At 71.3% G+C, this 25221-nt stretch carries 22 protein-coding genes; 12 read left to right on the forward strand and 10 right to left on the reverse strand.

From position 1 onward, the window contains the following. The first annotated feature begins 73 nt into the window (after positions 1–73). Complete coding sequence (locus Q9R26_RS08795; RefSeq protein ID WP_017888182.1) at positions 74–745, forward strand: response regulator transcription factor; 672 nt, start codon at positions 74–76, stop codon at positions 743–745. Positions 746–914: 169 nt separating this feature from the next. On the opposite strand, the gene Q9R26_RS08800 is transcribed toward Q9R26_RS08795, so the two are convergent. After that, positions 915–2180, reverse strand: coding sequence for an MFS transporter (locus tag Q9R26_RS08800; protein WP_311227054.1), 1266 nt, complete (start codon positions 2178–2180; stop codon positions 915–917). A 302-nt stretch (positions 2181–2482) separates the two neighbouring features. After that, on the reverse strand, positions 2483–2668 hold the full coding sequence (locus tag Q9R26_RS08805) for a hypothetical protein (protein ID WP_259578086.1): 186 nt from the start codon (positions 2666–2668) through the stop codon (positions 2483–2485). A 124-nt stretch (positions 2669–2792) separates the two neighbouring features. Between Q9R26_RS08805 and Q9R26_RS08810 the strand changes: the two genes are divergently transcribed. Continuing rightward, complete coding sequence (locus tag Q9R26_RS08810; protein ID WP_259578088.1) at positions 2793–2987, forward strand: hypothetical protein; 195 nt, start codon at positions 2793–2795, stop codon at positions 2985–2987. A gap of 85 nt (positions 2988–3072) precedes the next feature. On the opposite strand, the gene Q9R26_RS08815 is transcribed toward Q9R26_RS08810, so the two are convergent. Beyond that, positions 3073–3381 (reverse strand): thiamine-binding protein, encoded by a 309-nt coding sequence (locus tag Q9R26_RS08815; RefSeq protein WP_262138348.1) that lies wholly within the window; start codon positions 3379–3381, stop codon positions 3073–3075. After that, the gene (locus tag Q9R26_RS08820) at positions 3378–4691 is read right to left on the reverse strand and encodes a glycosyltransferase 87 family protein (RefSeq protein WP_311227055.1); all 1314 of its coding nucleotides are present in this window, start codon (positions 4689–4691) and stop codon (positions 3378–3380) included. The genes Q9R26_RS08815 and Q9R26_RS08820 overlap by 4 nt, the downstream gene beginning before the upstream one ends. An 83-nt stretch (positions 4692–4774) precedes the next feature. Here Q9R26_RS08820 and Q9R26_RS08825 point away from each other — a divergent pair, with 83 nt between their 5' ends. After that, positions 4775–5485, forward strand: a complete 711-nt coding sequence (locus Q9R26_RS08825; protein WP_311227056.1) for a YceI family protein — start codon at positions 4775–4777, stop codon at positions 5483–5485. 259 nt (positions 5486–5744) lie between these two features. Here Q9R26_RS08825 and Q9R26_RS08830 read toward each other — a convergent pair whose 3' ends face one another. Beyond that, positions 5745–6605, reverse strand: coding sequence for an ADP/ATP-dependent (S)-NAD(P)H-hydrate dehydratase (locus Q9R26_RS08830; protein ID WP_311227057.1), 861 nt, complete (start codon positions 6603–6605; stop codon positions 5745–5747). A 24-nt stretch (positions 6606–6629) separates the two neighbouring features. Between Q9R26_RS08830 and Q9R26_RS08835 the strand changes: the two genes are divergently transcribed. The 4 genes from Q9R26_RS08835 (at position 6630) to Q9R26_RS08850 (ending at position 11004) form a co-directional block, all read left to right on the forward strand. Beyond that, positions 6630–7262, forward strand: a complete 633-nt coding sequence (locus Q9R26_RS08835) for an HAD family phosphatase (RefSeq protein ID WP_311227058.1) — start codon at positions 6630–6632, stop codon at positions 7260–7262. A gap of 9 nt (positions 7263–7271) precedes the next feature. Beyond that, complete coding sequence (locus tag Q9R26_RS08840; protein ID WP_311227059.1) at positions 7272–8354, forward strand: NADH:flavin oxidoreductase/NADH oxidase; 1083 nt, start codon at positions 7272–7274, stop codon at positions 8352–8354. 156 nt (positions 8355–8510) lie between these two features. Then, a complete protein-coding gene (locus tag Q9R26_RS08845) occupies positions 8511–9911 on the forward strand; it encodes a hemolysin family protein (protein ID WP_182066475.1) in 1401 nt (466 codons plus the stop codon). A gap of 55 nt (positions 9912–9966) precedes the next feature. Beyond that, on the forward strand, positions 9967–11004 hold the full coding sequence (locus Q9R26_RS08850; RefSeq protein ID WP_182066474.1) for a hemolysin family protein: 1038 nt from the start codon (positions 9967–9969) through the stop codon (positions 11002–11004). A gap of 96 nt (positions 11005–11100) precedes the next feature. On the opposite strand, the gene Q9R26_RS08855 is transcribed toward Q9R26_RS08850, so the two are convergent. Then, positions 11101–12540 (reverse strand): GuaB1 family IMP dehydrogenase-related protein, encoded by a 1440-nt coding sequence (locus tag Q9R26_RS08855; protein WP_182066473.1) that lies wholly within the window; start codon positions 12538–12540, stop codon positions 11101–11103. Positions 12541–12717: 177 nt separating this feature from the next. Here Q9R26_RS08855 and Q9R26_RS08860 point away from each other — a divergent pair, with 177 nt between their 5' ends. Beyond that, positions 12718–16503 carry a multifunctional oxoglutarate decarboxylase/oxoglutarate dehydrogenase thiamine pyrophosphate-binding subunit/dihydrolipoyllysine-residue succinyltransferase subunit gene (locus tag Q9R26_RS08860; protein ID WP_311227060.1) on the forward strand — a complete coding sequence of 1262 codons (3786 nt, stop codon included), beginning with the start codon at positions 12718–12720 and terminating at the stop codon, positions 16501–16503. A 79-nt stretch (positions 16504–16582) separates the two neighbouring features. Here Q9R26_RS08860 and Q9R26_RS08865 read toward each other — a convergent pair whose 3' ends face one another. From Q9R26_RS08865 to Q9R26_RS08875, 3 genes are all read right to left on the reverse strand, one after another. After that, a complete protein-coding gene (locus Q9R26_RS08865; RefSeq protein ID WP_311227061.1) occupies positions 16583–17023 on the reverse strand; it encodes a GNAT family N-acetyltransferase in 441 nt (146 codons plus the stop codon). Positions 17024–17159: 136 nt separating this feature from the next. After that, positions 17160–17402 (reverse strand): zf-HC2 domain-containing protein, encoded by a 243-nt coding sequence (locus Q9R26_RS08870; protein WP_027465838.1) that lies wholly within the window; start codon positions 17400–17402, stop codon positions 17160–17162. Beyond that, positions 17399–18250 (reverse strand): sigma-70 family RNA polymerase sigma factor, encoded by an 852-nt coding sequence (locus Q9R26_RS08875; RefSeq protein ID WP_209135518.1) that lies wholly within the window; start codon positions 18248–18250, stop codon positions 17399–17401. The genes Q9R26_RS08870 and Q9R26_RS08875 overlap by 4 nt, the downstream gene beginning before the upstream one ends. An 81-nt stretch (positions 18251–18331) precedes the next feature. On the opposite strand from Q9R26_RS08875, the gene aroA reads away from it, so the two are divergent. The 4 genes from aroA to Q9R26_RS08895 all read left to right on the forward strand — a co-directional run bounded on the left by aroA (position 18332) and on the right by Q9R26_RS08895 (position 23108). Beyond that, positions 18332–19717: a 3-phosphoshikimate 1-carboxyvinyltransferase gene (gene aroA, locus Q9R26_RS08880; protein ID WP_311227062.1), complete on the forward strand. Its 1386-nt coding sequence runs from the start codon at positions 18332–18334 to the stop codon at positions 19715–19717. 3 nt (positions 19718–19720) lie between these two features. After that, positions 19721–20767, forward strand: coding sequence for a ribosome small subunit-dependent GTPase A (gene rsgA, locus Q9R26_RS08885; protein WP_209135498.1), 1047 nt, complete (start codon positions 19721–19723; stop codon positions 20765–20767). Positions 20768–21127: 360 nt separating this feature from the next. After that, entirely contained in the window at positions 21128–22300 is a 1173-nt protein-coding gene (locus Q9R26_RS08890; protein WP_311227063.1) for a hypothetical protein, read from the forward strand. A gap of 19 nt (positions 22301–22319) precedes the next feature. After that, positions 22320–23108 (forward strand): inositol monophosphatase family protein, encoded by a 789-nt coding sequence (locus tag Q9R26_RS08895; protein WP_311227064.1) that lies wholly within the window; start codon positions 22320–22322, stop codon positions 23106–23108. A gap of 18 nt (positions 23109–23126) precedes the next feature. On the opposite strand, the gene Q9R26_RS08900 is transcribed toward Q9R26_RS08895, so the two are convergent. After that, entirely contained in the window at positions 23127–24701 is a 1575-nt protein-coding gene (locus Q9R26_RS08900) for an MFS transporter (RefSeq protein ID WP_311227065.1), read from the reverse strand. Positions 24702–25221 lie beyond the last annotated feature (520 nt).

Raw genomic sequence — 25221 nt, forward strand, 5'->3', positions numbered from 1 at the left:
GCACGCCTCACCGACTTCCAGCCCGCATCCTCCTAGGATCGGCCGAGCAACCGCACCGAGAAAGGACGCCAGCATGGCGACTCCAGAGGAACCGATCCGACTCGCACTGGTCGACGACCACAGGATGCTCCTCGGCGCGCTCACGGAGTGGATCCGGAACGCCGCCGACGACATCACCCTGGTGGCCGCCGTCACGACCTGGCCCGAGCTGCTGACGAGCCCGGCGTTCCCCGTCGACGTGGTGCTGCTGGACCTGGACCTCAAGGACTCCATCCCGGTGTCGCTGAAGATCTCGACGCTCAAGACCGCGGGCGTCAAGACCGTCGTGATGAGCACCTACTCGGAGCCGAACGTCGTGCGCGAAGCCCTCGGCGCCGGCGCCCTCGGGTACCTCGTCAAGAGCGAGGACGCCGACATGATCGTCGAGGCGATCCGCTCCGCCCAGCGCGGCGAGCAGTACGTCTCGGCCGAGCTCGACCTCGCCATCAACAGCGGCGACGTCGGCGGCGTGCCGAAGCTCAGCGCCCAGGAGCGTCGCGTGATGGCCCTGTACGGCGGTGGCGAGCCCGTCAAGAGCGTCGCCTACCAGCTCGGCATCTCCGAGGAGACCGCGAAGAGCTACCTCAAGCGCATCCGCGAGAAGTACCGCGTCGCCGGCTTCGACGTCGGCACGAAGGTCGCACTCCGGAAGCGTGCGATCACCGACGGCATCATCGTGCAGGACGGGAGCCCGCTGGGGCTCTAGCGCGCGCGTTGCGTTGCGCTTCGTGAGCACAAATGGTCGGGTTCCGTCACGGAACCCGACCATTGCTGCTCACCATGTGCAGTGGCCGCGCCACGAGACGGACGGGAGGCCCGTGGCGGCGGCGCCACGGGCCTCCCGTCCGGTGGGTGCGTGCGCGCACCCCGCGCGGTCAGTGGATCGGGACCGGTGCGGTGATCGGACCGGTGGACGGTGACGAGGAGCGGACCGCGGCACGACGGGTGCTCCGCCGCTCGACCGCGTAGCTGACCATCGTCACCAGGACGCCGAGCAGCGCCAGGCCGATGCCGAGCCAGCCCGGTGCGAGGAACCCGAAGCCGGCCGCGATGACGGCGCCGCCCAGGGCCGCACCGATCGAGTTGCCGATGTTGAACGCCGAGTGGTTCAGCGCCGCCGCGATCGTGCGGGCGTCCCCGGCGACGTCCATCAGGCGCGACTGCACCGCCGGCGGGATCGCCGACGAGGTCGCCCCGAGCAGGAACGCGCCGAGCAGCATGCCCCAGAGCCACTGCGCCGTCAGGACAGTGATGAGCAGGGCGCCGATGAGCGCGAACATCCCGACGTAGATCGTGCGCTTCACGCTGTGGTCGGCCAGGTGTCCGCCGAGCACCCCGCCGACGACCATGCCGATGCCCACGACGACGAGCACGATGGGCACGAACGACTCGGGCATCCCGGTGACGTTCTGCACGAGCGGCGAGATGTACGAGTACACCGCGAAGAACCCGCCGAACCCGACGGCGCCGAGGCCCATCACGATCCACATCTGCGGGACGCGGAACGCCCGGAGCTCGCGACCGATCGTGGCGTGCTCGTCGCGAGCGCTCTTCGGCACGAAGGCCGCGACGGCCAGGAACGTCACGGCGAACAGCGCGGCGACGACGCCGTAGGCGACCCGCCACCCGGCCACCTGTCCGACCCAGGTGATCGCCGGGACCCCGACGACGTTCGCGACCGACAGGCCGAGCAGCACCATCGCGATGCCCTTGCCGCGCTTGCCTGGACCCATCATGTCGCCGGCGACGATCGACGCGATGCCGAAGTAGGCGCCGTGCGGCAGACCCGCGACGAAGCGGGCGACGAGCACCAGACCGAACGAGGGCAGCAGCGCGCTCGCGATCGTCGCGACGACGAACCCGACGAGCAGCACGAGGATCAGGCCCTTGCGCGGGAACCGGGCCGACATCGCCGCGATGGTCGGCGCACCGACGACGACCCCGAGGGCGTACGCGCTGACGAGCCAGCCGGCGTGGGCGATCCCGGCGTCGGGATCCATGCCGTACTGCTCGGGGAGCAGGGCCTGCGCGATGTTCGGCAGCAGGCCCATCGCAACGAACTCGGTCGACCCGATGGCGAAGCCACCGAGGGCGAGCGAGATGAGCGCGGCGGTGCGACGCGCAGGCGTGAGCTGTGACATGAGGCCTGTTCTCGGACGACGTCCTGCACGGACGGCGTCGGATCGGGGTGTCGGCTGGACGGTGTCGGCGGGGCGGTCCGCGATCGTGGCGGTCCACGTGCCGATCGGCAGCGCGGCCACGCCCGAACGGGGTGCCGGTCCGGATTCAGCAGCGAACGGGACGGTCCGGGTGGCGACGACCATCCGGTCCGAGCAGTGTAGACCGCTCCAAAGGCCGAACGGAAGTCGCCATGCGCGGCCGACACGGGTCGTGCCCGGGCTGAAGCGGCCCGCTGACGTGGCCGCACCCCGAGCGGGTCCGGTCAGGCCGCCCGACGCTCCGTGTGGGCGGGACGCGTGGATGCGGGAGCGAGTTCGGGCAGCTCGTCCCGGTGCGTCCAGCCGACGCCGCACTCGGCGCACGTGGCCCAGGCGTTCTCGCCCTGTTCGTCCGTGTCGATGACGACCGTTTGCAGGTCGCAGTCAGGGCACCAGCCGTCGTGGGTCATCACGCACTCCTCGTCGTCTCGGGGCCACCGGATGTGGCTCGACACGGGCCATGAGACACCCGACCACCGACATCCGTGGGAGGGCGTCGGCGTGTCGCGCGGGCCATCGTTGTTCAATGACCACGTGACCCTCACGACGACCGTGCTCGCCTCGTGCCCCGCCGGTGCGCCCGCGAACTGCGAGGACGCCACCGACCCGATGGGCATGGTCATCGTGCTCGTCGCCGTGCTCGCCGGCATCGCGCTGCTCACCGTGCTCGTGGTGCTCGGGCCGGACCCCCGCCGTCGAACCCGGGCACGGCGACGCGACAAGCGCTGAGCGCGAGCACCGAGCGACAGCGCCGAACGCCGAACGCCGAACGCCGAACGCCGAACGCCGAACGCCGAACGCCGAACGCCGAACGCTACTCTCCTAGTGCCGCCTCGAGCCGCTCGAGCTTGCCGTCGATCTCGCCGGTGTGGCCCGGTCGAATGTCGGCCTTGAGCACGAGCGACACCCGCGTGCCGTAGGCGCTCACGGCCTCGGTCGCGCGCTTGACGACGTCCATGACCTCGTCCCACTCCCCCTCGAGCTCGGTGAACATCGACGAGGTGCGGTTCGGCAGCCCGCTCTCGCGTACCACGCGCACGGCGGCCGCGACGGCGTCGTGCACGGACCCGTCGGACGTTGCAGCGGGACCACCGGACGGAGCGACGGAGAAGGCGACGATCATGCGTCCATCCTGCCCGGCTCGGGCTGGTCGCGCACGGACGGCGACGAGCGCGCCGACACCCGTCCGGACCTCGCAACCAGTCCCATCCGCACCAGCACGACCACGCTCCACACCAGGATCGCCACCTCGAGCACGTTCCGCAGCGTGAGCACCACGAGGATCCACGGCTGCACGGTGAGCACCTGGTCGTAGTACCCCGGGTAGATCAGCTGCGTGAGCAGGGCCATCGGCAGCGCGAGCACGGCGATCGGCACGAACCGACGCGCACTCGGGGTGCCCGCGGAGAGCCCCCACACGATCGGCACCGCGAACCAGCCGATGTACTGCGGCGACCCCACCTTGTTCGTCGCGATGAGCGCCGCGACGAACAGGAGCGCGAGGACCGGCGCGAGCTCGGCCCGACGGGCGCCGCGGCGGGCGGCCCAGAGCGCGAGCACGACCCCGGCCACCACGACGACGGCCATCAACGGCGTCGACACCGCGGCGGCGGCGGACGTGCCGGCACCGGACACCTCGAAGGTCAGGATCTCCTGGTCGTAGAACACCGCTGCCCCCGGAACGCCGAAGGCTGCGGCCCACATGAACGGCGTCGCGAGCGGTGACTCGATCTGCAGCGCACGGCCGGTCTGCTCACCGATGAAGGACAGCAGGAACGGCGCACCGCCCCACAGCACGTCGACGAGCACGATCAGGGCGCTCAGCACCAGGGCTCCGGCGAGCACACCCCGGCGGTGTCCGCGTCGCAGGAGCAGCAGCACCGCGACGAGCGCCGCGGGCCACACCTTCGTCCAGGCGCCGGCGGTGAAGAGCGCGGACGCGACGGCCGGCCTCGAGGCCACGAACGCCACGCCCACCAGCGCGAACACCGTCGCGACGGTGTCGATCCGACCGAGCGCGATCGGCCCGAGCGCGAGCAGGAACAGCAGCCACCACCAGACGACCCGCACGCCGTGCACATCGAAGCGGTCGGACGACCCCACACGCGCCCGGAACCGCCACAGGAAGGCGCACGCCACGGCGTCGAGCAGCACCATCAGCAGCAGCCACCCGGAGCCGATCGACGCGATCCCCCCGAGCGCCGCGGCGGCCATCGGCACGATCGCCAGGATCGGGTACACCCACGCGCCGTCGATGCCGACCCAGAAGTCCGCGGTCCGCCCGGTCTCGATCCAGCGGCTGTAGGTGATGGTCACGTCACCGAGCGGCAGGTTCGCCGACACGAGGGTCAGCCACCACAGGAACCCGTGCACGGCGACGAACGCCAGGACGAATCCGGCGAGTTCGAGCCACCGGGTCGAGGTCCTCTGCACCGGACGAGCGTAGCGGCCGGACCGGGGGCGATCGCTGCCACGATCTCAGGCTCTCCCGAGCATGACGTGTCACCGTTCAGCTCGTGACCTCCGACACCCCGCGCAAGCGCCGCAAGGCCGTCATCTGGATCTCCGTCATCGCCGTCGTCGTCGTCCTCGGCGTCGTGGGTGCGGTGGTCTTCACGAACGTCTACACGAGCACCGAGAACGCGAAGGCCTCGGCCGCGCCGTCCGTGGCCGCCACCCGCGAGGCCTCCACCCTCGACGACACGGACCTGTCCGGCGAGTGGACGGTGGGCGGCGACTCCGAGGCCGGGTACCGCGTCCACGAGGTCCTGAACGGCTCCGACGTCACCGTCAGCGGCCGCACCGACAGCGTCTCCGGCACCGCGACCGTCGACGGCACGAGCATCACCGCCGCGAAGATCGCGGTGCAGGTCGCCGACATCACCACCGACTCCGACCAGCGCGACGCCTACTTCCGCGACTCCGCGATGGACGCAGCGGCCTTCCCCGAGGCCACGTTCGAACTCACCGAGCCGATCGCCGACGCGGTCCCGAGCGGTTCCGACACGACGACCGTGACGGCTCCGGGGAAGCTCACCCTGCACGGCGTCACGAAGGACGTCACCGCGAAGCTGCAGGTCGGCCTGAACGGCGACGGCGTCGACATCTCCGGTTCGGTCCCGATCACCTTCTCGGACTACGGCGTGCAGGCCCCGAGCCTGGGGTTCGTCAAGGTCGACGACGCCGGTTCGGTCGAGTTCCTCGTGCACGCAACCCCCGCGAGCTGACGTCCGCGACGCGCGTCGCGCCCGTGACGTGACCGCCGACGGCCTGGAGGCGCGGTGTCGGCTGGCCCCGCACCTCCCGTCCGTCGTCGTGTCCGGGGCTGCACTCGCTGCCCGATGCGTGCGCATGTTGCGACCTTCCACCTGTCGAACCCGTGGTGTCCCGTCGGAACATGCGCACGAACCCATTGCGTGCGCATCCTCCGACGGAACACGCGTCGATCACCTCGTGGATCGTCGGAAGGTGCACGCGCACCGGCCGCTACCCGCGCGCGTCGCCGTCCACGACCAGGTCGCGCACGACGCCGGGCAGCTCGGCGACGAGCCTCGTCATCGGGAACGGCCCACCGCCGGACGCCCGCCGGGCCGCGAGCCCGTGCACCACCGCGGCCGACGCGGCCAGGTGCGCGAGGTCCGACGGCGTCAGCGACGACCCGGCCGCCTCGACGGAACCCTGCCGCGCGGCGACGAGCGCCCCGAGCACCCCGCCCAGCACGTCCCCGGCCCCGGCCGCCGCGAGCCACGGCGTCGCCGACGACGCCACGAGCCGCACCGCCCCGTCCGGGGTGACCACGTGGGTCCGCTCCCCCTTGAGCAGCACGACGCTGCCGGTCTGCTCGGCCGCACGGAGCGCCGCGGCGGCCGGGTCCTGCTCGATCTCGGCGCGGTCGGCCCCCAGGAACGAAGCGAGCTCACCGGCGTGCGGGGTGAGCACGGCGAGCGGCCCGAGGTCGACGAGCGGGATCGCCCCGGCGTCGACGACGACCGGCACGCCGTCGTCGGACGCGTGCGAGAACCCCGATGCCGTCGTCTCGTCCAGGTCGCCGAGCGACGGTGCCGAGATCCCGCTGCCGACCAGCCAGGTCTGCACGCGGCCGACGCCGGACACGACCTCGGGGCGGCGGGTGAGCACGTGGTCGGTGGCGCGTGCGGGTCCGACGTACCGGACCATCCCGACGCCGGTGTGCACGGCGGCGTCGACCCCGAGCACCGCGGCGCCGGGGTACTGGTCGGAGCCGGTCACGACGCCGAGCACCCCGCGGCGGTACTTGGTGGACTCCCCCGTCGGCGCGGTGACCCACGCGGCGGCATCGGACGGTCGGACGGGCACGAAGTCGTTCACCGGCCCCACGTTACGGTGGAGCACATGAGCCTGTTCCTGCCTGGTCGCGTGGTGGTCTTCGACTACGGCGAGGTGATCAGCCGGACGCCGCACGCCTCGCGGGACGCCCTCGTGGCCGCCACCGGGGTCCCGGCGGACGAGCTGTTCCCGGTCTACCAGGAGCTCCGGCACGACCTGGACCGTGGGGACCTGTCCGTCGTGGCGTACTGGCGTGCCATCGCGGAGCGGACCGGACGGACCTGGAGCATCTCCGAGATCCACCGGTTCTGGGCGATCGACTTCACCGGGTGGTTCGAGGTCGAGCCGGAGACCCTCGAGATCGTCGAGGAGCTGCACGACGCCGGCACCCGGCTGGCCCTGCTCTCGAACGCGGGCTTCGACTTCGGCGACCCGTACCGCCGCTCCCCGATGGGCTCGCTGTTCGAGACCGTCGTGGTGAGCGCCGAGGAGCACGTCCTGAAGCCCGCGGCATCCATCTACCGCGACACCTGTGCGCGCTTGGGAATCGACCCGGGTCAGATGGTGTTCGTGGACAACAGGGCCGAGAACGCCACCGGTGCGGAAGCGATCGGGGCGGTCGGCCACCACTACACGTCGCCGGCGTCGCTGCGGTCGTTCCTGACGGAACTGGCCGATGCGCCGGCACCCGTCCTCTGAGGAGCCCGCGTGACGCACGCCCTGTTCGACCCGATCACCGTCCGTGACCTGACCGTCCGCAACCGCATCTGGGTCTCCCCGATGTGCCAGTACTCGGTGGACCAGCAGGACGGCGTGGCGACCCCGTGGCACCTCGTGCACCTGGGCGGGTTCGCCAAGGGCGGCGCGGGCGCGGTCGTGGTCGAGGCGACGGGGGTCGTGCCCGAGGGACGGATCACCCCGCAGGACCTCGGGCTGTGGAACGACCAGCAGCGCGACGCGTTCAAGCCGATCGTCGACTTCCTGCACGAGCAGGGGGCCGCAGCGGGCATCCAGCTGGCGCACGCCGGCCGCAAGGCGTCGACCTACCGCCCCTGGGACACCACGCACGGCACGGTCCCCGCCGACCAGGGCGGCTGGACCACGGTCGCTCCGTCGGCCGTGGCATTCGACGGCTACGACGTCCCGCGTGCGCTCGCGGTCGAGGACGTCCGCGTCGTCGCCCTCGCCTTCGCGCAGTCCGCCCGGCGCGCGGTGGAGGCCGGGTTCGACCTGGTCGAGATCCACGCGGCCCACGGCTACCTGCTGCACCAGTTCCTCTCGCCGCTGAGCAACCAGCGCACCGACCAGTACGGCGGCTCGCTCGAGAACCGTGCGCGCGCGCTGCTCGAGGTCGTCGACGCCGTGCGCGCCGAGGTCGGCGAGGGCTTCCCGATCGTCGTCCGGTTCTCGGCCACCGACTGGGTCGACGGCGGGCTCACGCTCGACGAGACCACCGTCGTCGCCCGCTGGGCCGCGGAGCACGGTGCCGACCTGGCCGACGTGTCGACCGGCGGCAACGTCGCGAGCGCGCCGATCCCGGTCGGCCCCGGCTACCAGGTGCCGCACGCGGCGGCGATCAAGCGCGACGCCGGCATCCCGACGATCGCCGTGGGCATGATCTCCGAGGCGTTCCAGGCCGAGCAGATCGTCGCGACCGGCCTCGCCGACGTCGTGATGATCGGTCGTGAGATGCTCCGCGACCCGTCGTTCGCGCTCCGTGCCGCCGTCGAACTCCGCGTGCCGGTCGACTACGAGCCGCAGCAGTACCACCGCGCGCGGATCACGGCGTAGGCGCGGTCGGTTCTGTACGGATTCACGGCCCAGCGACCGCGCAGGCAGTACGATTGGCAGCACTGTGGACGATCCCCCGAATAGTTCTTCGCCTCACTCATCCGCCGCTCACTCGGTGAGCTGCACGTCATCCCTGTGCGCGAACGGGGGTGAATCATGAGTCCGATCGACATCGTCATGCTGATCGGCGGCATCCTGCTGACCCTCGGCACGGGTGTCTTCGTCGCGTCCGAGTTCGCGCTGGTCAACCTCGACCGCGCCGACGTCGAAGCGCGGCGCGACCGCGGTGAAGCCGGCCTCGCACCGGTCATCGGCGCGCTGAAGGTCACCTCGACGCACCTGTCCAGCGCGCAGCTCGGCATCACGCTGACCACGCTGCTGACCGGCTACCTGCTCGAACCCTCGATCGCGACGCTGCTCGAGGCGCCGTTCTTGGCGATGAACCTGCCGGAGGGCATCGTCGAGACCGTCGGCTCGATCGTGGCGCTCGTCATCGCGACCCTGCTGTCGATGATCCTCGGCGAGCTCGTGCCGAAGAACTTCGCGCTCGCGCTGCCCCTGCAGACCGCCAGGCTCGTGGTCCCGCTGCAGATCGCGTTCACGACGGTCTTCAAGCCCGCCGTCGCGCTGCTGAACGGCACCGCGAACGCCGTGCTCCGGTCGCTGGGCATCGAGCCGCAGGAGGAACTCTCCGGTGCCCGCAGCGCCGAGGAACTCACCTCGCTGCTGCGCCGCTCGGCCTCCGAGGGATCGCTCGAACAGGACACCGCGACGCTTCTCGAGCGCACCATCTCGTTCTCCGAGCTGAGCGCCAGCGACGTGATGACCCCGCGCCCGAGGCTCTCCACCATCCGCGTGTCCGAGTCCGCCGAGGACGTCATCGCCCTCGCCCGCAAGACCGGCTTCAGCCGCTTCCCCGTCATCGAGGAGGACGCGGACGACGTCGTCGGCATCGTGCACGTCAAGCAGGCCGTCGCCGTGCCGCGCGAGAAGCGTCCGGAGGTCCCCGTCGGGGCCCTCATGACGGACGCCGAACGCGTGCCGGAGACCATGCCCGGCGACACCCTGCTCGCCGAGGTCCGGGGTCGCGGCTACCAGATGGTCATCGTCGTCGACGAGTACGGCGGCACCGCCGGGGTCGTCACGCTCGAGGACCTGATCGAGGAGATCGTCGGCGAGGTCTCGGACGAGCACGACCGCGCCCGCATCGACGTGGTCCGCTCCCGTGACTGGCTGACCTTCCCCGGTCTGCTGCGTCCCGACGAGCTCGAGGACCGCGCCGGCGTGAAGGTGCCCGAGGAGGGCCCGTACGAGACCGTCGGCGGGTTCGTCATGTCGACGCTGGGCCGTCTGCCCGTCGTCGGCGACGAGGTCCCCTTGGACGGCGGCGTGTTCCGGGTCGAGCGGCTGGACGGCCGTCGGATCGACCGCATCCGCTGGACCCCGACGCGCCCGTCGACCGACACGGCGGCGACCGCGATCATCATCCCGTCCACCGGGAGCACCCCGACCACCACGAAGGCCGCGACCACCACGACGAAGGGCAGCACCCGATGAGCTCCGATTCGGTGATGGGCGCAGCGGGATCTTCTGGCTGCAAGGAGGGACTGCGATGAGCTCCGACTGGTGGGGTATCTTCTGGCTCGTCGTCCTGTTGATGGGCAACGCGTACTTCGTCGCGGCGGAGTTCGCGGTCATCTCGGCTCGCCGCTCCCAGATCGAGCCCCGCGCCGAAGAGGGCTCGAAGGCCGCGCAGATGACGCTCTGGGCGATGGAGCACGCCACCCGCATGCTCGCGACCACCCAGCTCGGCATCACGGTCTGCTCGCTGCTCATCCTGAACGTGTCCGAGCCGGCGATCCACCACCTGCTCGAGGTCCCGCTGCACCTGACCGGCTGGAGCGCCGAGGTGATCGGCACCGTGGCCTTCGTGTTCACGCTGCTGCTCGTGTCGTTCCTGCACGTGGTGTTCGGCGAGATGGTGCCGAAGAACATCTCGTTCTCGATGCCGGACCGCGCCGCGCTGCTGCTGGTCCCGACGCTCTGGTACATCGGTCACGGCCTGCACTGGGTCATCGTCGGCCTGAACGAGGTCGCGAACGCCGTGCTGCGGCTGTTCCGCGTCGAGCCCAAGGACGAAGCGGTGAGCGCGTTCACGGTGGAGGAGGTGCAGACCATCGTGGAGCAGTCCCGGCGGGAGGGCACCCTGACCGACGACGGCAAGCTCGCCCTGGCGTTCGAGTTCACCGAGAAGAAGGTCCGTGACGTCGCCGTGCCGATGGCCGAACTCGTCACGCTGCCCGACGACGCGACCCCGGGTGACGTCGAGCACGCCGTGGCACAGCGCGGGTTCTCCCGCTACGTGCTCGTCGGCGAGGACGGCTCCCCCACGGGCTACGTGCACGTGAAGGACGTCATCGACCTGCGTCCGGACGAGTTCGACGACCCGGTGCCGCCGAAGCGGATCCGCCAGCTCATCTCGCTGTACACCGAGATGGACCTCGAGGACGCGCTCGCGACCATGCGGGCCGCCGGGCGCCACGTGGCCCGCGCCTTCGACGCGGACGGCCGTACGATCGGCGTGCTGTTCCTCGAGGACATCCTCGAAGAACTGGTGGGCGAGGTCGAGGACGCGACTCGACGCCGGTAGACGCACCGAAGAGCGGACGGGAGGCGCGGTGCCAGCTGGCACCGCGCCTCCCGTCCGTCCGTGGTCGCGACCAGGGCGACGCGCGCCCCGTCCGCGCTACCAGCTGACGGGCAGGGGCTTGCCTTCCTCGTACCCGGCGGCGGACTGGATGCCGACCAGCGCGCGCTCGGAGAACTCGGCGAGGGACGACGCGCCCGCGTAGGTCGCGGAGCTGCGGACGCCGGTGGTGATCATGTCGAGCAGGTCCTCGACGCTCGGGCGCTCCGGGTCGAGGTAGATCGTCGACGACGAGATCCCCTCGGCGAAGAGCGCCTTGCGGGCACGCTCGTACGGGTCGAGCCGCTCGAACCGCTCACGCACGGCCTTGGCCGAGGCCATGCCCCAGCTCTCCTTGTAGGCCTTGCCTGCGTCGTCGCGGCGGAGCACGCCGGGCGCCTCGAGCGTGCCGGCGAACCACGAGCCGATCATGACGGCGGACGCCCCTGCTGCCAGGGCGAGTGCGACGTCGCGCGGGTAGCGCACCCCGCCGTCCGCCCAGACGTGGGCGCCGAGCGAGCGGGCTGCCGCGGCGGTCTCGAGCACGGCGGAGAACTGCGGACGACCGACGGCCGTCATCATGCGGGTGGTGCACATTGCACCCGGGCCGACGCCGACCTTGATGATGTCCGCTCCGGCCCCGACCAGGTGCGCGACGGCGTCGGCGGTGACGACGTTGCCGGCGACGAGCGGGATGCCGAGCTGCAGCGACGCGACCGTGCGGAGTGCGCGGAGCATGCCGTCCTGGTGGCCGTGCGCGGTGTCGAGGACCAGGACGTCCACGCCCGCGGCGGCCAGCGCCTTCGCCTTCGCGGCGACGTCGCCGTTGATGCCGAGCGCGGCGGCGACCCGGAGCCGGCCGGAGGCGTCGACGGCGGGCGTGTAGATGTCGGAGCGGATCGCGCTCGTCTGGCTCGTGGTGCCGACGACCCGGCCGTGCCGCACCACCGGCGCGAAGTCGACCTCGGCGGCCGAGAGCACGTCGTAGACGTGGCGGGGCGTACCGGCGTCCTCGGCGTCGATCGCGGTCGAGGCGCCGTGCAGCAGGTCACCGAGGACGGCGTCGGGGCCGGCGGTGCCGAGGCGGGACGCGGGCACGCAGCCCAGGTACTCGCCGTCGGCGTCGCGGACGACCACACCACGGCCGGCCACGGGCAGGAGCTGCTCGAGGGCTTCGGCGACGGTGGTCTGGGCACCCATGTCGTAGGCGGTGTCGAAGTCGACCGGCTGGTCCTTGACCCAGCGGATCGCGGCGTCGAGGTCCTGCAGGTGCATGTCCTGCGGCAGCACGCCCAGACCACCGCGGCGGGCCAGGGTGGCGGCGAGCCGAGGGCCGGTGACCGAGTTCATGTTGGCGCTGACGATCGGGATCGTGGCACCGCTGCCGTCGTTCGCGGCGAGGTCGACGTCGAAGCGGCTCGTCACGCCGGAACGGCTCGGGACGAGGAAGACGTCGGAGTAGGTCAGGTCGTGCGTCGGCCGCGTCTCGTAGAACCTCATGCGCTCCACTGTACGGCTCCCGTCAGGGCCCCGACCGGGTGCTCGGGGGCTGCCGACTCGCGCCGCGGCTGACACGGAACGGACATGTCGGAGCGGCTAGGCTTGGCACCTGTGCGGCGCAGGGTTGCTCCGCACGACACACACGAGCATCTATCGACGGAGAGTGGGCGATCGGCTGTGTCGAGCCATCTGACCGGAACGGACGAGACCGCGGGCGAATTCGGGGCGAACGAGTGGCTCGTCGACGAGCTCTACGAGCAGTTCGTCGCGGACAAGGAGTCGGTCGACAAGTCCTGGTGGCCGGTCCTCGAGAGCTACCACCGCACGCAGGTCGGTGACGCTCCGGCTCCGGCGGGATCCCCCACACCACAGGCGGCGGCTGGGCAGCAGGCAGCGGCGGCGCAGCAGGTCCCCGCTTCGCAGCAGCAGTCCTCGACGCAGCAGCCGGCCACCGGGGACACCCCGGGCGAGGCGAAGTCGGGCCCCATCCAGGCGAAGACCACCTCGCGCCAGCCGGCACCGCAGCCGATCCCGGCCGAGGCGAACGACGCGGCCGACGACCACGAGGAGACCCACGAGGACGTGGCGACCCCGCTCCGGGGCATGGCCAAGACGCTGGCGTCGAACATGGACGCCTCGCTGACCGTCCCGACCGCCACGAGCGTCCGGACCATCCCGGCGAAGCTGATGATCGACAACCGGATCGTCATCAACAACCACCTCCGACGCGCCCGCGGCGGCAAGATCTCCTTCACGCACCTGATCGGGTGGGCGATGGTGCAGGCGCTCAAGGACTTCCCGAGCCAGAACGTCTTCTACGAGGAGCGCGACGGCAAGCCGTTCGTCGTCGCCCCGGCACACGTGAACCTCGGCATCGCGATCGACGTCCCGAAGAAGGACGGCACCCGCTCGCTCCTGGTGCCGAGCATCAAGCGCGCGGAGACCCTGACGTTCGGCCAGTTCCTCTCCGCCTACGAGGACCTCGTCAAGCGCGCCCGCGACAACAAGCTCACCCCGGCGGACTTCCAGGGCACGACGATCTCGCTCACCAACCCGGGCGGCATCGGCACCGTGCACTCGGTCCCGCGCCTGACGAAGGGGCAGGGCTCGATCATCGGTGCCGGCGCCCTCGAGTACCCCGCGCAGTTCCAGGGCTCGGCGTCGAAGACCCTGGTCGAGCTCGGCATCGGCAAGACCATCACCCTGACGAGCACCTACGACCACCGCGTCATCCAGGGCGCCGGCTCGGGCGAGTACCTCAAGCACGTGCACGAGCGCCTGATCGGCGAGCACGGTTTCTACGACGGCATCTTCGCCGCGCTCCGGATCCCCTACAAGCCGATCCAGTGGGCGAACGACATCAACGTCGACCTGGCGCACCGGGTGAACAAGACCGCCCGCGTGCAGGAGCTCATCAACAGCTTCCGCGTCCGTGGGCACCTGATGGCCGACATCGACCCGCTCGAGTACCGCCAGCGCACGCACCCGGACCTCGAGATCGAGAGCCACGGGCTGACCTTCTGGGACCTCGACCGCGAGTTCGTCACCGGCGGGCTCGCCGGCACCACCTCGGCACCGCTGCGCGACGTCCTCGGGATCCTGCGCGACGCCTACTGCCGCACGGTCGGCATCGAGTACATGCACATCCAGGACCCGGAACAGCGTCGCTGGGTGCAGGAGCGCATCGAGGTGCCCTACTCGAAGCCCTCGAAGGAGGAGCAGCTCCGCGTCCTCGGCAAGCTCAACGAGGCCGAGGCGTTCGAGACCTTCCTGCAGACCAAGTACGTCGGCCAGAAGCGCTTCTCGCTCGAGGGCGGCGAGTCCACCATCGCCTTCCTCGACACCCTGATCCAGCACGCCGCCGGAGCCGGGCTGGCCGAGGTCGCGATCGGCATGGCCCACCGCGGCCGCCTGAACGTGCTGACGAACATCGCCGGCAAGACCTACGGGCAGATCTTCCGTGAGTTCGAGGGGTCCTCCTTGCCGGGCACGGTGTCCGGTCAGGGCTCCGGCGACGTGAAGTACCACGTCGGCACCGAGGGTGTGTTCCGCACGTCCGACGGCTCGAGCATCCCGGTGACGATCGCCGCGAACCCCTCCCACCTCGAAGCCGTCGACGGCGTGCTCGAGGGCATCGTCCGAGCCAAGCAGGACCGCGAGGCCCCCGGCAGCTTCGGTGTGCTCCCCGTGCTCGTGCACGGCGACGCGGCGATGGCCGGCCAGGGTGTGGTCGTCGAGACGCTGCAGATGTCGCAGCTCCGCGGCTACCGCACCGGCGGCACGGTCCACCTCGTCATCAACAACCAGGTCGGGTTCACCACCCCGCCCGAGTCGGCGCGCAGCTCGGTGTACTCCACCGACGTCGCGAAGACGATCCAGGCGCCGATCTTCCACGTGAACGGTGACGACCCCGAGGCCGTCGCGCGCGTCGCCGAACTCGCCTTCGCGTACCGCGAGGAGTTCCACCGCGACGTCGTGATCGACCTGATCTGCTACCGCCGTCGCGGGCACAACGAGGGCGACGACCCCTCGATGACGCAGCCGCTGATGTACAACCTCATCGAGGCGAAGCGCTCCGTCCGCACGCTGTACACCGAGGCGCTCGTCGGCCGCGGTGACATCACGCAAGAGGAGTACGACGAGGCGCACCGCGACTTCCAGGACCGCCTGGAACGCGCCTTCGCCGAGACGCACGAGGCACAGACCGGCACCATCCCGGTGATCGAGGTCGACGACGACGGGGCGGTGCAGGGTCTCGAACGCCCGGCCGCGCAGCGCGACGACGCCGAGGTCGAGGTGCACGAGACCGCCGTGTCCGAGGAGCTCGTCCGGGCGATCGGTGACGCGCACAGCAACCCGCCCGCCGGGTTCTCCATCCACCCGAAGCTGCAGCAGCTGCTCACCAAGCGCACCGAGATGACCCGCAACGGCGGAATCGACTGGGCGATGGCGGAGCTCATGGCGATCGGGTCGATCCTGGTCGAGGGCAAGCCCGTCCGCCTCGCCGGACAGGACGCCCGCCGCGGCACCTTCGTCCAGCGCCAGTCGGTGTTCCACGACCGGGTGAACGGCCAGGAATGGCTGCCGCTGTCGAACCTCACCGAGGACCAGGCGCGGTTCTACGTGTACGACTCGCTGCTGAGCGAGTACGCGGCGATGGCCTTCGAGTACGGCTACTCGGTGGAGCGCCCCGAGTCGCTCGTGCTCTGGGAGGCGCAGTTCGGCGACTTCGCCAACGGTGCCCAGATCGTCATCGACGAGTTCATCTCGTCCGCCGAGCAGAAGTGGGGGCAGCGCTCCGGCCTCGTCCTGCTGCTGCCGCACGGGTACGAGGGTCAGGGGCCGGACCACTCGTCGGCGCGCATCGAGCGCTACCTGCAGCTGTGCGCCGAGGACAACATGATCGTCGCGCGCCCGTCGACCCCGGCCTCGTACTTCCACCTGCTCCGCCGGCAGGCCTGGGCCCGTCCCCAGAAGCCGCTCATCGTGTTCTCCCCGAAGGCGATGCTCCGGCTCCGCCAGGCGACGAGTGCGGTCGAGGACTTCACGACCGGGACGTTCGAGCCCGTGCTGGACGACGCGCGGATCACCGACAAGCGCGCCGTCCGTCGCGTGGTGCTGCACTCCGGCAAGGTGCACCACGACCTGCGTGCCGAGGTCGACAAGCGCGGCGTCACCGACGTCGCACTCGTCCGGCTCGAGCAGCTCGCCCCGCTCCCCCTCGACCGCATCCTCGAGGTCCTGGCGGGCTACCCGGACGCCGACGTCGTGTGGGCGCAGGAGGAGCCGGAGAACCAGGGCGCCTGGCCGTTCGTCTGCATGAACCTGTCGCCGCACCTGGGTGGCCGACCGTTGTCCGTGGCGGCCCGCTCGGCGAGTGCCGCACCGGCCACCGGTTCCTCGAAGCGCTCCGCGCAAGAGGCCACCGACGTCATCGACACGGCGCTGCGCGCGTCGGCCTGACCACGAGGAAGCGCCCCGTGCCGGAGTCCGACGGACTCCGGCACGGGGCGCTTCGACGTTGGCGGGGAAGGCGGCGGCGCTACGCGATCTTCGTGTAGCGCACCCCGGCGTCGTGGTACCCGCGCTTCTGGTAGAAGCGGTGCGCGCTGTCCGTCGCGGCCGCACTGACGGCACTGAGGCGACGCGCGCCCTGCTCGACCGCCCATGCTTCGAACGTGTCGATGAGCGCGGAACCGGTGCCGTGCCTCCTGGCCGTGTCATCGACGACCAGCAGCAGCAGCTGCGCCGTCGGCTCGTCGCTGGCGTACGCCCACGTGACCTGTGCGCCGGCGACGGCGACGACCCGTCCGTCGTCTCTCCGGACCACCCAGGTGCGGTGCCCGGCTTCGGGGGTGAGCCGGTCGAGGCGGTCGCGCATCGACGCGTCGTCGACGTCATGACCGAGCAGGCGGACGAGGGCGGCGACGTCGGCGACGTCCGTGTCGGACCAGGTGGTGGTTGACTCGACGGAGAGGGTCATGTCGGCCAACCTACCCGGGCCGTCGGTCGTGTTGCGACGGGCTCCCACTGCGCCCTCGTGTCCACACGTCGTCGCGCGCGACGGCGAGCAGCCGAGCCGTCCAGGTCCGGGCTGACGAGCCCGCACCCCTGCAGCGTCAGTGCGTCGCCTGCTCCACCCGGATGCGCGCGAGGATCTCGCTGCGCAGCTGGTCGGGAGCGGTCTCCTTGCAGGCACGGCGCACGGTCTCCATGAGCACGACGCCGACGCGGTGCTCGGTCTGGCAGTCCTCGCACCCGTCCATGTGCTCGCGGATGTCCGCGGCGTCCTCGTGGCGGAGCTCGTCGTGCAGGAACTCCTCGAGCTCGGCCTTCGCCTTCGAGCAGTCGCAGCCGCTCATCGTGCGTCCTTCCGTCCGGTGCGACCCGTGGCCGCGGTTGCCTTCGTCGTCTGTGCCGCGCCTCGTCCCCGTCCACGCATCGTCGCCGTCGACGCTGCGTCCGGGACGATGCCGGTCTCACGGGCGTGGTCCGCCAGGAGCCCACGGAGGAGCCGGCGGCCACGGTGGAGGCGGCTCATGACCGTCCCCACGGGGGTCTTCATGATGTCGGCGATCTCCTGGTACGAGAAGCCTTCGACATCGGCGAAGTACACGGCCATCCGGAAGTCCTCCGGGATGGCCTGCAGGGCGTCCTTCACGGCGGAGGACGGCAGGTGGTCGATCGCGTCGGCCTCGGCGGACCGGGCGGAGATCGACTGGGTCACGCTCTCCGCGCCGCCGAGCTGCCAGTCCTCGAGCTCGTCGATGGTGCCCTGGTACGGGTTCCGCTGGTTCTTGCGGTACGTGTTGATGAACGTGTTCGTGAGGATCCGGTACAGCCAGGCCTTCAGGTTCGTGCCCTGCTTGAACTGGCGGAACGCGGCGAAGGCCTTGACGAACGTCTCCTGCACCAGGTCCGACGCGTCGGCCGGGTTGCGGGTCATCCGCATGGCCGCACCGTAGAGCTGGTCCATGAAGGGCAGCGCCTGGTCCTCGAACAGGGACCGCAGCTCCCCCTCGGAGACGGTCTTCGCGTCCACCGGCTCGTCTGCTGCGTCGTCGAGGGTTTCATGTTCCTCTTCGACGGCGTCGAGCTGCACCTCGGTCTCGTCGACCAGGTGGTGCGGAGCTGCCTGCGGTTCGTCGGTCGTCATCGCCGCCAAGTCTAGGCCGAGCGTGCCGAGCGTCGTCGGCACCGCGGTCAGCACGGTCGCCGTGCCGGTCCGCACTCGTGCGAGTGTTGCTGTCGCCACTGATCCTCCCGGTGCGTTCAGTACCCTGGTGAACCGATGGCAGACACGACGCATTCCCACAGCGGGGACCAGCCCGCCGACCCCTGGATCGCCCCGGTCGCAGGGGGTCCGCTCCGCGGCGACGTCGCGCTGCCCGGGTCGAAGTCACTGACGAACCGGGAGCTCGTGCTCGCGGCCCTCGCGGACGGCCCCTCGACGATCCGGCTCCCGCTGCACTCCCGTGACTCGGCGCTGATGATCGCGGGCCTCCGGGCGCTCGGCGTCGGCATCGAAGCGCTCGAGCCGGCGGCCGGCACCGCCCCGAACCCGTACGGCCCGGACCTCAGGATCACGCCCGCCCCGATGCACGGCGCCGTCCGCCTGGACTGCGGACTGGCCGGCACGGTGATGCGCTTCCTGCCGCCGCTCGCCGCCCTGGCCGTCGGGCCCGTCACGGTCGACGGCGACCCCTACGCCCGCAAGCGGCCGATGCACGCCATCGTGCGGGGACTCGTGGACCTCGGTGTCGACGTCACGGACGACGGCGGCGGTTCGATGCCGTTCTCGTTCACCGGCACAGGCTCGGTCCGCGGCGGCGCCCTGACGATCGACGCGTCGGCGTCCTCGCAGTTCGTCTCCGGGCTGCTGCTGTCGGCCCCCCGCTTCGACGAGGGCCTGCACCTCACCCACGTGGGCGAACGCCTGCCGAGCATGCCGCACATCGAGATGACCGTCGCGGCACTCCGTGCCCGCGGCGTCCGCGTCGAGGAGCCGGCGGTCGGCGAGTGGGTCGTGCACCCCGGCCCGATCGGCGCGCGTGACGTCACGATCGAGCCCGACCTGTCGAACGCCGCGCCGTTCGCGGTCGCCGCGCTCGTCGCCGGCGGCACGGTCCGCATCCGCACCTGGCCCAGCGAGACGACGCAGGTCGGCGCCGACCTCGAGACGCTCCTGCCCCTGTGGGGGGCGAGCGTGGCCCGTGACGGTGACGACCTGGTCGTCGACGGCGGCGTCGGGATCCGGGGTGGGGCCTCCTTGCCGGGTCTCGAACTCGACCTGAGCCGCGGCGGCGAACTCGCACCGGCACTCGTCGCGCTGGCCGCGCTGGCGGACGGACCGAGCGAGATCACCGGGATCGGGCACCTGCGCGGGCACGAGACCGACCGCCTGGCCGCGCTGGCGGCGGACCTCAACCGGTCTGGAGGCGCGGTGCACGAACTCGACGACGGCCTGCGGATCGAGCCGGCGCCGCTCCACGGCAGCGCCTGGGGCGCGTACGACGACCACCGGATGGCGACCGCGGGGGCGATCGTGGGCCTCGTCGTCGACGGCGTCGCCGTCGACGACATCGGGTCGACCGCGAAGACGCTGCCGCAGTTCCCGGAGCTGTGGGCGGCGCTCGTGGCGTCCTCGGTGGCCGCTGCACCGGTGAGCGGGGACTGACGCATGAGCTGGTGGGACGACGTCGACGGCGACGACTCCGACGCGGACGAGCCGTACGGGCAGTACGACGAGTCGAGCGTGCGGGTGCGCCCGAACCCGAAGGGCAACCGACCGCGCACGAAGACCCGTCCGACGTACGACGACGCCCCGGTCGGCTGGGTGACGAACGTCGACCGCGGGCGGTTCGGCGTGCTGATCGACGACCACGTCATCACCGCGACGAAGGCCCGCGAGCTCGGCAAGAAGTCCGTCGTCACGGGCGACCACGTGTCGCTCGTCGGGGACGTCTCCGGCGACCCGGGCTCGCTGGCACGCATCGTGAAGGTCGCCGAGCGCACCACCCTGCTGCGGCGGAGTGCCGACGACTCCGACGAGGTCGAGCGCGTCATCGTGGCGAACGCCGACCAGATGCTCATCGTGGTGGCCGCCGCCGACCCCGAGCCGCGCACCCGCCTGATCGACCGGTACCTGGTGGCCGCGTTCGACGCCGGGCTCGACCCGATCCTCTGCATCACGAAGACCGACCTCGCCGACCCGGCCCCGTTCCTGGCGCACTTCGCGTGCCTGGACCTTCGGATCGTGACGAGCCGATCGGACGACGTCCCGTTCGAGGCGCTGCACGAGCTCCTCGACGACAAGGTGACCGTGACCGTCGGGCACTCCGGTGTGGGCAAGTCGACCCTGGTGAACGCCCTGACCGGGTCGACGCGCGCGATCGGCGTCGTGAACTCCGTGACCGGCCGCGGGCGGCACACGTCGTCGTCGTCGATCGCGCTGCGGGTCCGTGACGGCGGGTGGATCATCGACACGCCGGGTGTGCGGTCGTTCGGCTTGGGGCACGTCGACCCCGCGAACGTCTTCCGGGCGTTCGCGTCGCACGCCGTGCCGGTGCTGCCCGCGCGGGACGGCATCCCGCTGGCGCAGGCGCACGACTGGGAGATCGTCGACCGCGTGCAGGACGGGGAGCTCGGGCCGACCGGCGTCGAGCGGCTCGACTCGTTCCGGGCACTGCTCACCGGGATGGGCGCGTCCGACCCCGGTTCCGAGTAGCCCGCCGGGCGATGGTGGCCGGGCGGTCGGTGCTGATCGGCGCTGGTCGGCGCTGGTCGGCCGACTGGTCACGACACCTCGCGGTGTGTGCGTCGAGGGGTCACGAACTGTCGGCTGGCGCGGCGGCACCCGACAGTTCGTGACCATTGGGGCATCGGCGCGCGGTGCGTCGTGCGTCGTGCGTCGTGACCACTCCGGACGGGGCCCCTCGCACCGTGCGAGGGGCGCACGAATGGTGCGAGGTTGTGCACTCCGTGCGGGCTCGCGCGCCTCGCACCGAGTGGGCAACCGCGCACCGGACGACGCCTCGGGCCCGGGTCGGCGTCGACAAGCGCGCATCGGGGTTGTACTGTTGCGGTCGTGTCTGAAGTTGCAAAGTACAACTTTGCGCCGACCCCCGCGGTCGACGCCCCGTCCCCGAGCACGACGACGACGTCGCACGCGCACCACTCCCCCACCCACAAGTCCGCACGAGCCCCGAAGCCGCAGCGGTCCGACAGCGTCCTGCGCCCCGCCGGGCTCGGTCGCGTGCTGCTGACGTTCGCCTCGCACATCCTCGTGCCGCTGTTCCTGGCCGCAGGCATGGGCCTGGCCTACCTCGGTGCCTTCCACGCCCCGGCACCGCGGGAACTGCCCGTCGGCATCGTCGGCCAGGGCGCGGCCACCCAGGTGTTCGCCCAGACCGTGACCGACCAGTCGAACGGCGCCCTCGTGGCCCACGTCGTGGCCTCGACGAAGGCGGCCGAGCAGCAGGTGCGCGACCGCGACCTCGCCGCCGTGTACGCGCCGACTGCGGCGGGTGCCACGCTCTACGTCTCGACCGCCGCGTCGGAGACCACCGCGAGCGCAGCGCAGAAGGTGTTCCTGCCGATCGCCTACGACCAACACGTGCCGTTCCGGGTCGTCGACGTCGTGCCGACGGGCGACCAGGACACCACCGGCCAGGGGCTGTTCTTCCTGCTCGTGGCGCTGAGCGTCGGTGGGTACGCGTCCGCGATCGCCGTGGCCTCGGTCGCGCCGAAGCTCCGTGCCGTGTGGACCGCGGTCATCGGGCTCGCCACCGCGGGGGTCGTCGCCGGCATCGGCGTGATCGTCGCCGGACCGATCTACGGCGTCATCACCACCCACCACTGGCAGGTGTTCCTGTTCGCCTGGTTCTACGACGCGATCATCGTCGCGCTCGGCGTCGGGCTCCACCCCGTGCTCGGACGGTGGACCACCCCGATCCTCACGATGCTGTTCGTGATGCTGAACTTCACGTCGTCCGGCGGGATCTTCCAACCGGCGTTCCAGCCCGGGTTCTTCGCCGCCCTGCACACCTTCTGGAGCGGTGCCGCGTGGCTGCAGGCCGCTCAGGACCTGCAGTACTTCCCGGACGCCTCGCTCGGCCGGTCGTCGCTCGTGCTCGCTCTCTGGCTGGCCGCCGCGCTCCTGCTCTGCGTCGTCGTGCACGGACTCGTCGCCCGCCGGACCCGCATCGCCCGTGAGCGCGAGGTCACCCGGCTCGAGGAAGAAGAGGTCGTCGCCGCGTAGCGACGGTAGGTTGGGCGACGTGGACCTCAGCGCCGACCTGGACTTCGCCCGCTCCCTCGCCGACACCGCCGACGCGATCAGCCTCGAGCGCTTCCGTGCCGCCGACCTGCACGTGACGAAGAAGGCCGACAGCACGCACGTCACCGACGCCGACCAGGCCGTCGAACGGGCCCTGCGCGAGCGACTCGCCGCCGAGCGACCGGACGACGCGTTCCTCGGCGAGGAGACGACGGCGGACACCGGTGCCGAGGCCGTCAGCGAAGGGCACCGGCAGTGGGTGGTCGACCCGATCGACGGCACCGCCAACTACCTGCGCGGCGTGCCCGTGTGGGCGACCCTCATCGCGCTCGCGGTCGACGGCCGCCCGGTGCTCGGCGTCGTGAGCGCGCCCGCCCTCGGCAAGCGCTGGTGGGCGGCCGAGGGCTCCGGCGCGTTCTCGCTGGACGGACCGCTCCGGGTCTCCGGGGTGGCCGAGCTCGCGGACGCGAGCCTGAGCTACAACAGCATCCAGCAGTGGGACGTCGACGACCGCCTCGAGCCACTCGTCGACCTGTCGCGCCGGGTCTGGCGCACCCGGGCCTACGGCGACATGTGGTCCTACATGATGGTGGCCGAGGGCGTCCTCGACGTCGCCGGCGAACCGGACCTGAAGCCGTGGGACATCGCGGCACTCGTCCCCATCGTCGAAGAGGCCGGCGGCCGCTTCACCTCGCTCGACGGCGATCCCGGGCCGTGGCACGGCAGCGCGCTCGCCTCGAACGGCCTGGTGCACGATGCCGTCGTCGAGGTCATCCGTCGCGACTCCTAGGCCCGGTCGGCGGGCCGGTCAGCCCCGCTCGGCCGACCCCGGCGCCTCGGTCTGCTCTGCGCCGGTCCGGTCGGCGGACTCAGCAGCGGCGTCCGAGCCCTCGGACTCCCCGTCCGACCGCCGCGCCGCGCGTCGACGCGCCACCAGGTCCGCGCCGGCCAGCGCGAGCGCGAGTGCCATCAGCGACACCGTGAACGTCGTGCCGCTGCGGAAGGCGTCGTGGTAGGCGTCGAGACGCCCGCCCGACCCGCCCGAACCCGAGCCCGCCGCCTCGCTCCGCACGATCCCGTAGAAGATGCTGGTCGCGACCGCGGTGCCGATCGCCGTGCCGACCCGCTGGCCGAGCTGCTGCATCGACCCCGCCACCCCGGACTGCTCGACGGGGATCTCGGCCAGGGTCAGGGTCTGGTTCGGCGACACCACGAACCCGCCACCGAGTCCGCCGACCAGGAACGCGCCCGCCATCGCCCACGGGGTGACCTCCGGCGGGGTGGCGACGGCGGCGACCATGAGCAGCAGGAAGCCGACGACGACCATCCCGAGCCCGGCGACGACCAGCGCCCGCCCGACCCGGTCGACGATCCGTCCGCCGATGTACGAGCCCACCGCACTCGTCGCGGCGAAGGGGATGCTCACCATGCCGGCGAACAGCGGTGCGAGCCCGAGGCCCTCCTGCAGGTACAGCGTGACCATGAGGAACGACGCCGGCAGCGCGGCGAAGTAGACGGCCACGATCGACAGGCCGTTGCGGTACGACGACAGCCGGAACAGCTCGAAGTGCACCACGGGCGACTTGCCCTGCCGCTTGAACCGCTGCTCCCAGAGCACGAACAGCACGAGGAACACCGCGAAGCCGACGAGCCAGAACCAGCGGGTCGCGGAACCACCACCACCGCTGGTCAGCACGAACGGCAGCATCAGGGTGACGATGGCGGCTCCGAGCAACAGGATGCCGACGACGTCCAGTTCGCGGTCCTGCGCCCTCCCCTGGGCGCCCTTCGGCAGCAGGCGGACGGCGAAGAGCAGTGCGGCGATCCCGAGGGGCACGTTCATCCAGAACAGCAGCCGCCAGCCGGACTCCTCGCCGCCGATCGCGATGAGGCCACCGCCGATGGTCGGCCCGAGGGCGGTGGAGATGCCGATCATCGCCCCGAAGAGCCCGAACGCGCGGCCACGCTCCGGCCCGCGGAACAGCTGCTGCACGAGTCCGATGACCTGGGGCATCTGGATCCCGGCGGCGAAGCCCTGCAGGATCCGGGTGACGATCAGGACTTCGATGTTCGGTGCGACGGCGCACAGCAGGCTCGATCCGGTGAACGCGCTGAGCCCCACGATGAACATGACGCGCCGGCTCTGCAAGTCCCCGAGCCGACCCGCGGGCACGAGGGCGAGGCCGAACGCCAGCGCGTACCCCGCGACGATGAGCTGGAGCGACGAGCTGGTGGCCCCGAGGGACTGCTCGATCGAGGGCAGCCCGACGTTCACCTTGGACAGGTCGAGGATCGTCAGGGCCGCCACCGCCACACACACGCCGAAGGCCCGCCACCGGGTGCGGTCATCGAGGCGGGCGTCGGTCGGTTCGGCGTTGGACATCCCGTCCTGGCTACACCTGCGACGACGAACGAGGTCCGGACAGCCCTGTACCCCGGTTGCGTCCGGAGGACCCGGATCGGGGTCAGGGGGGCCGGTGCCACTCCCCCATCGTGGCCCCCCGTACTGGGGGCACCGTTCTGGACATCTGCTCGCGGGAGTCCGCCTCGTGGACCGGTACCTGAGTTATCGTGCTCCAGACGGCAGGTCACGTGATGCGCTCGGATTCCCTAGATCCGGACGGCAGAACAGACCGGTCGTGTTCGTCCGAAGACCCTAACCCGAGGGGTGATACAGACGATGACATCATCGTTCCCGAGCGGAACCGAGTGCACCCACACTCGTCGACCGCATCCAATCCACGACAGTTCCGGCGCGCGCTCAGTCGCCGCCGCTCGTCCGCACTCCGCCACGGTCACCCGCCGTGCAGCAGTCCGGTCCGCCGCAGTGCGCCCCGTCGCCGCGACCCCCGTGTTCGCCGACGCCCTCCTCGCAGCATCCGCCTCCGGACCCGGAGGCCGGT

It is taken from the genome of Curtobacterium sp. BRB10 (assembly GCF_031844325.1).
GTDB lineage: Bacteria > Actinomycetota > Actinomycetes > Actinomycetales > Microbacteriaceae > Curtobacterium > Curtobacterium poinsettiae_A.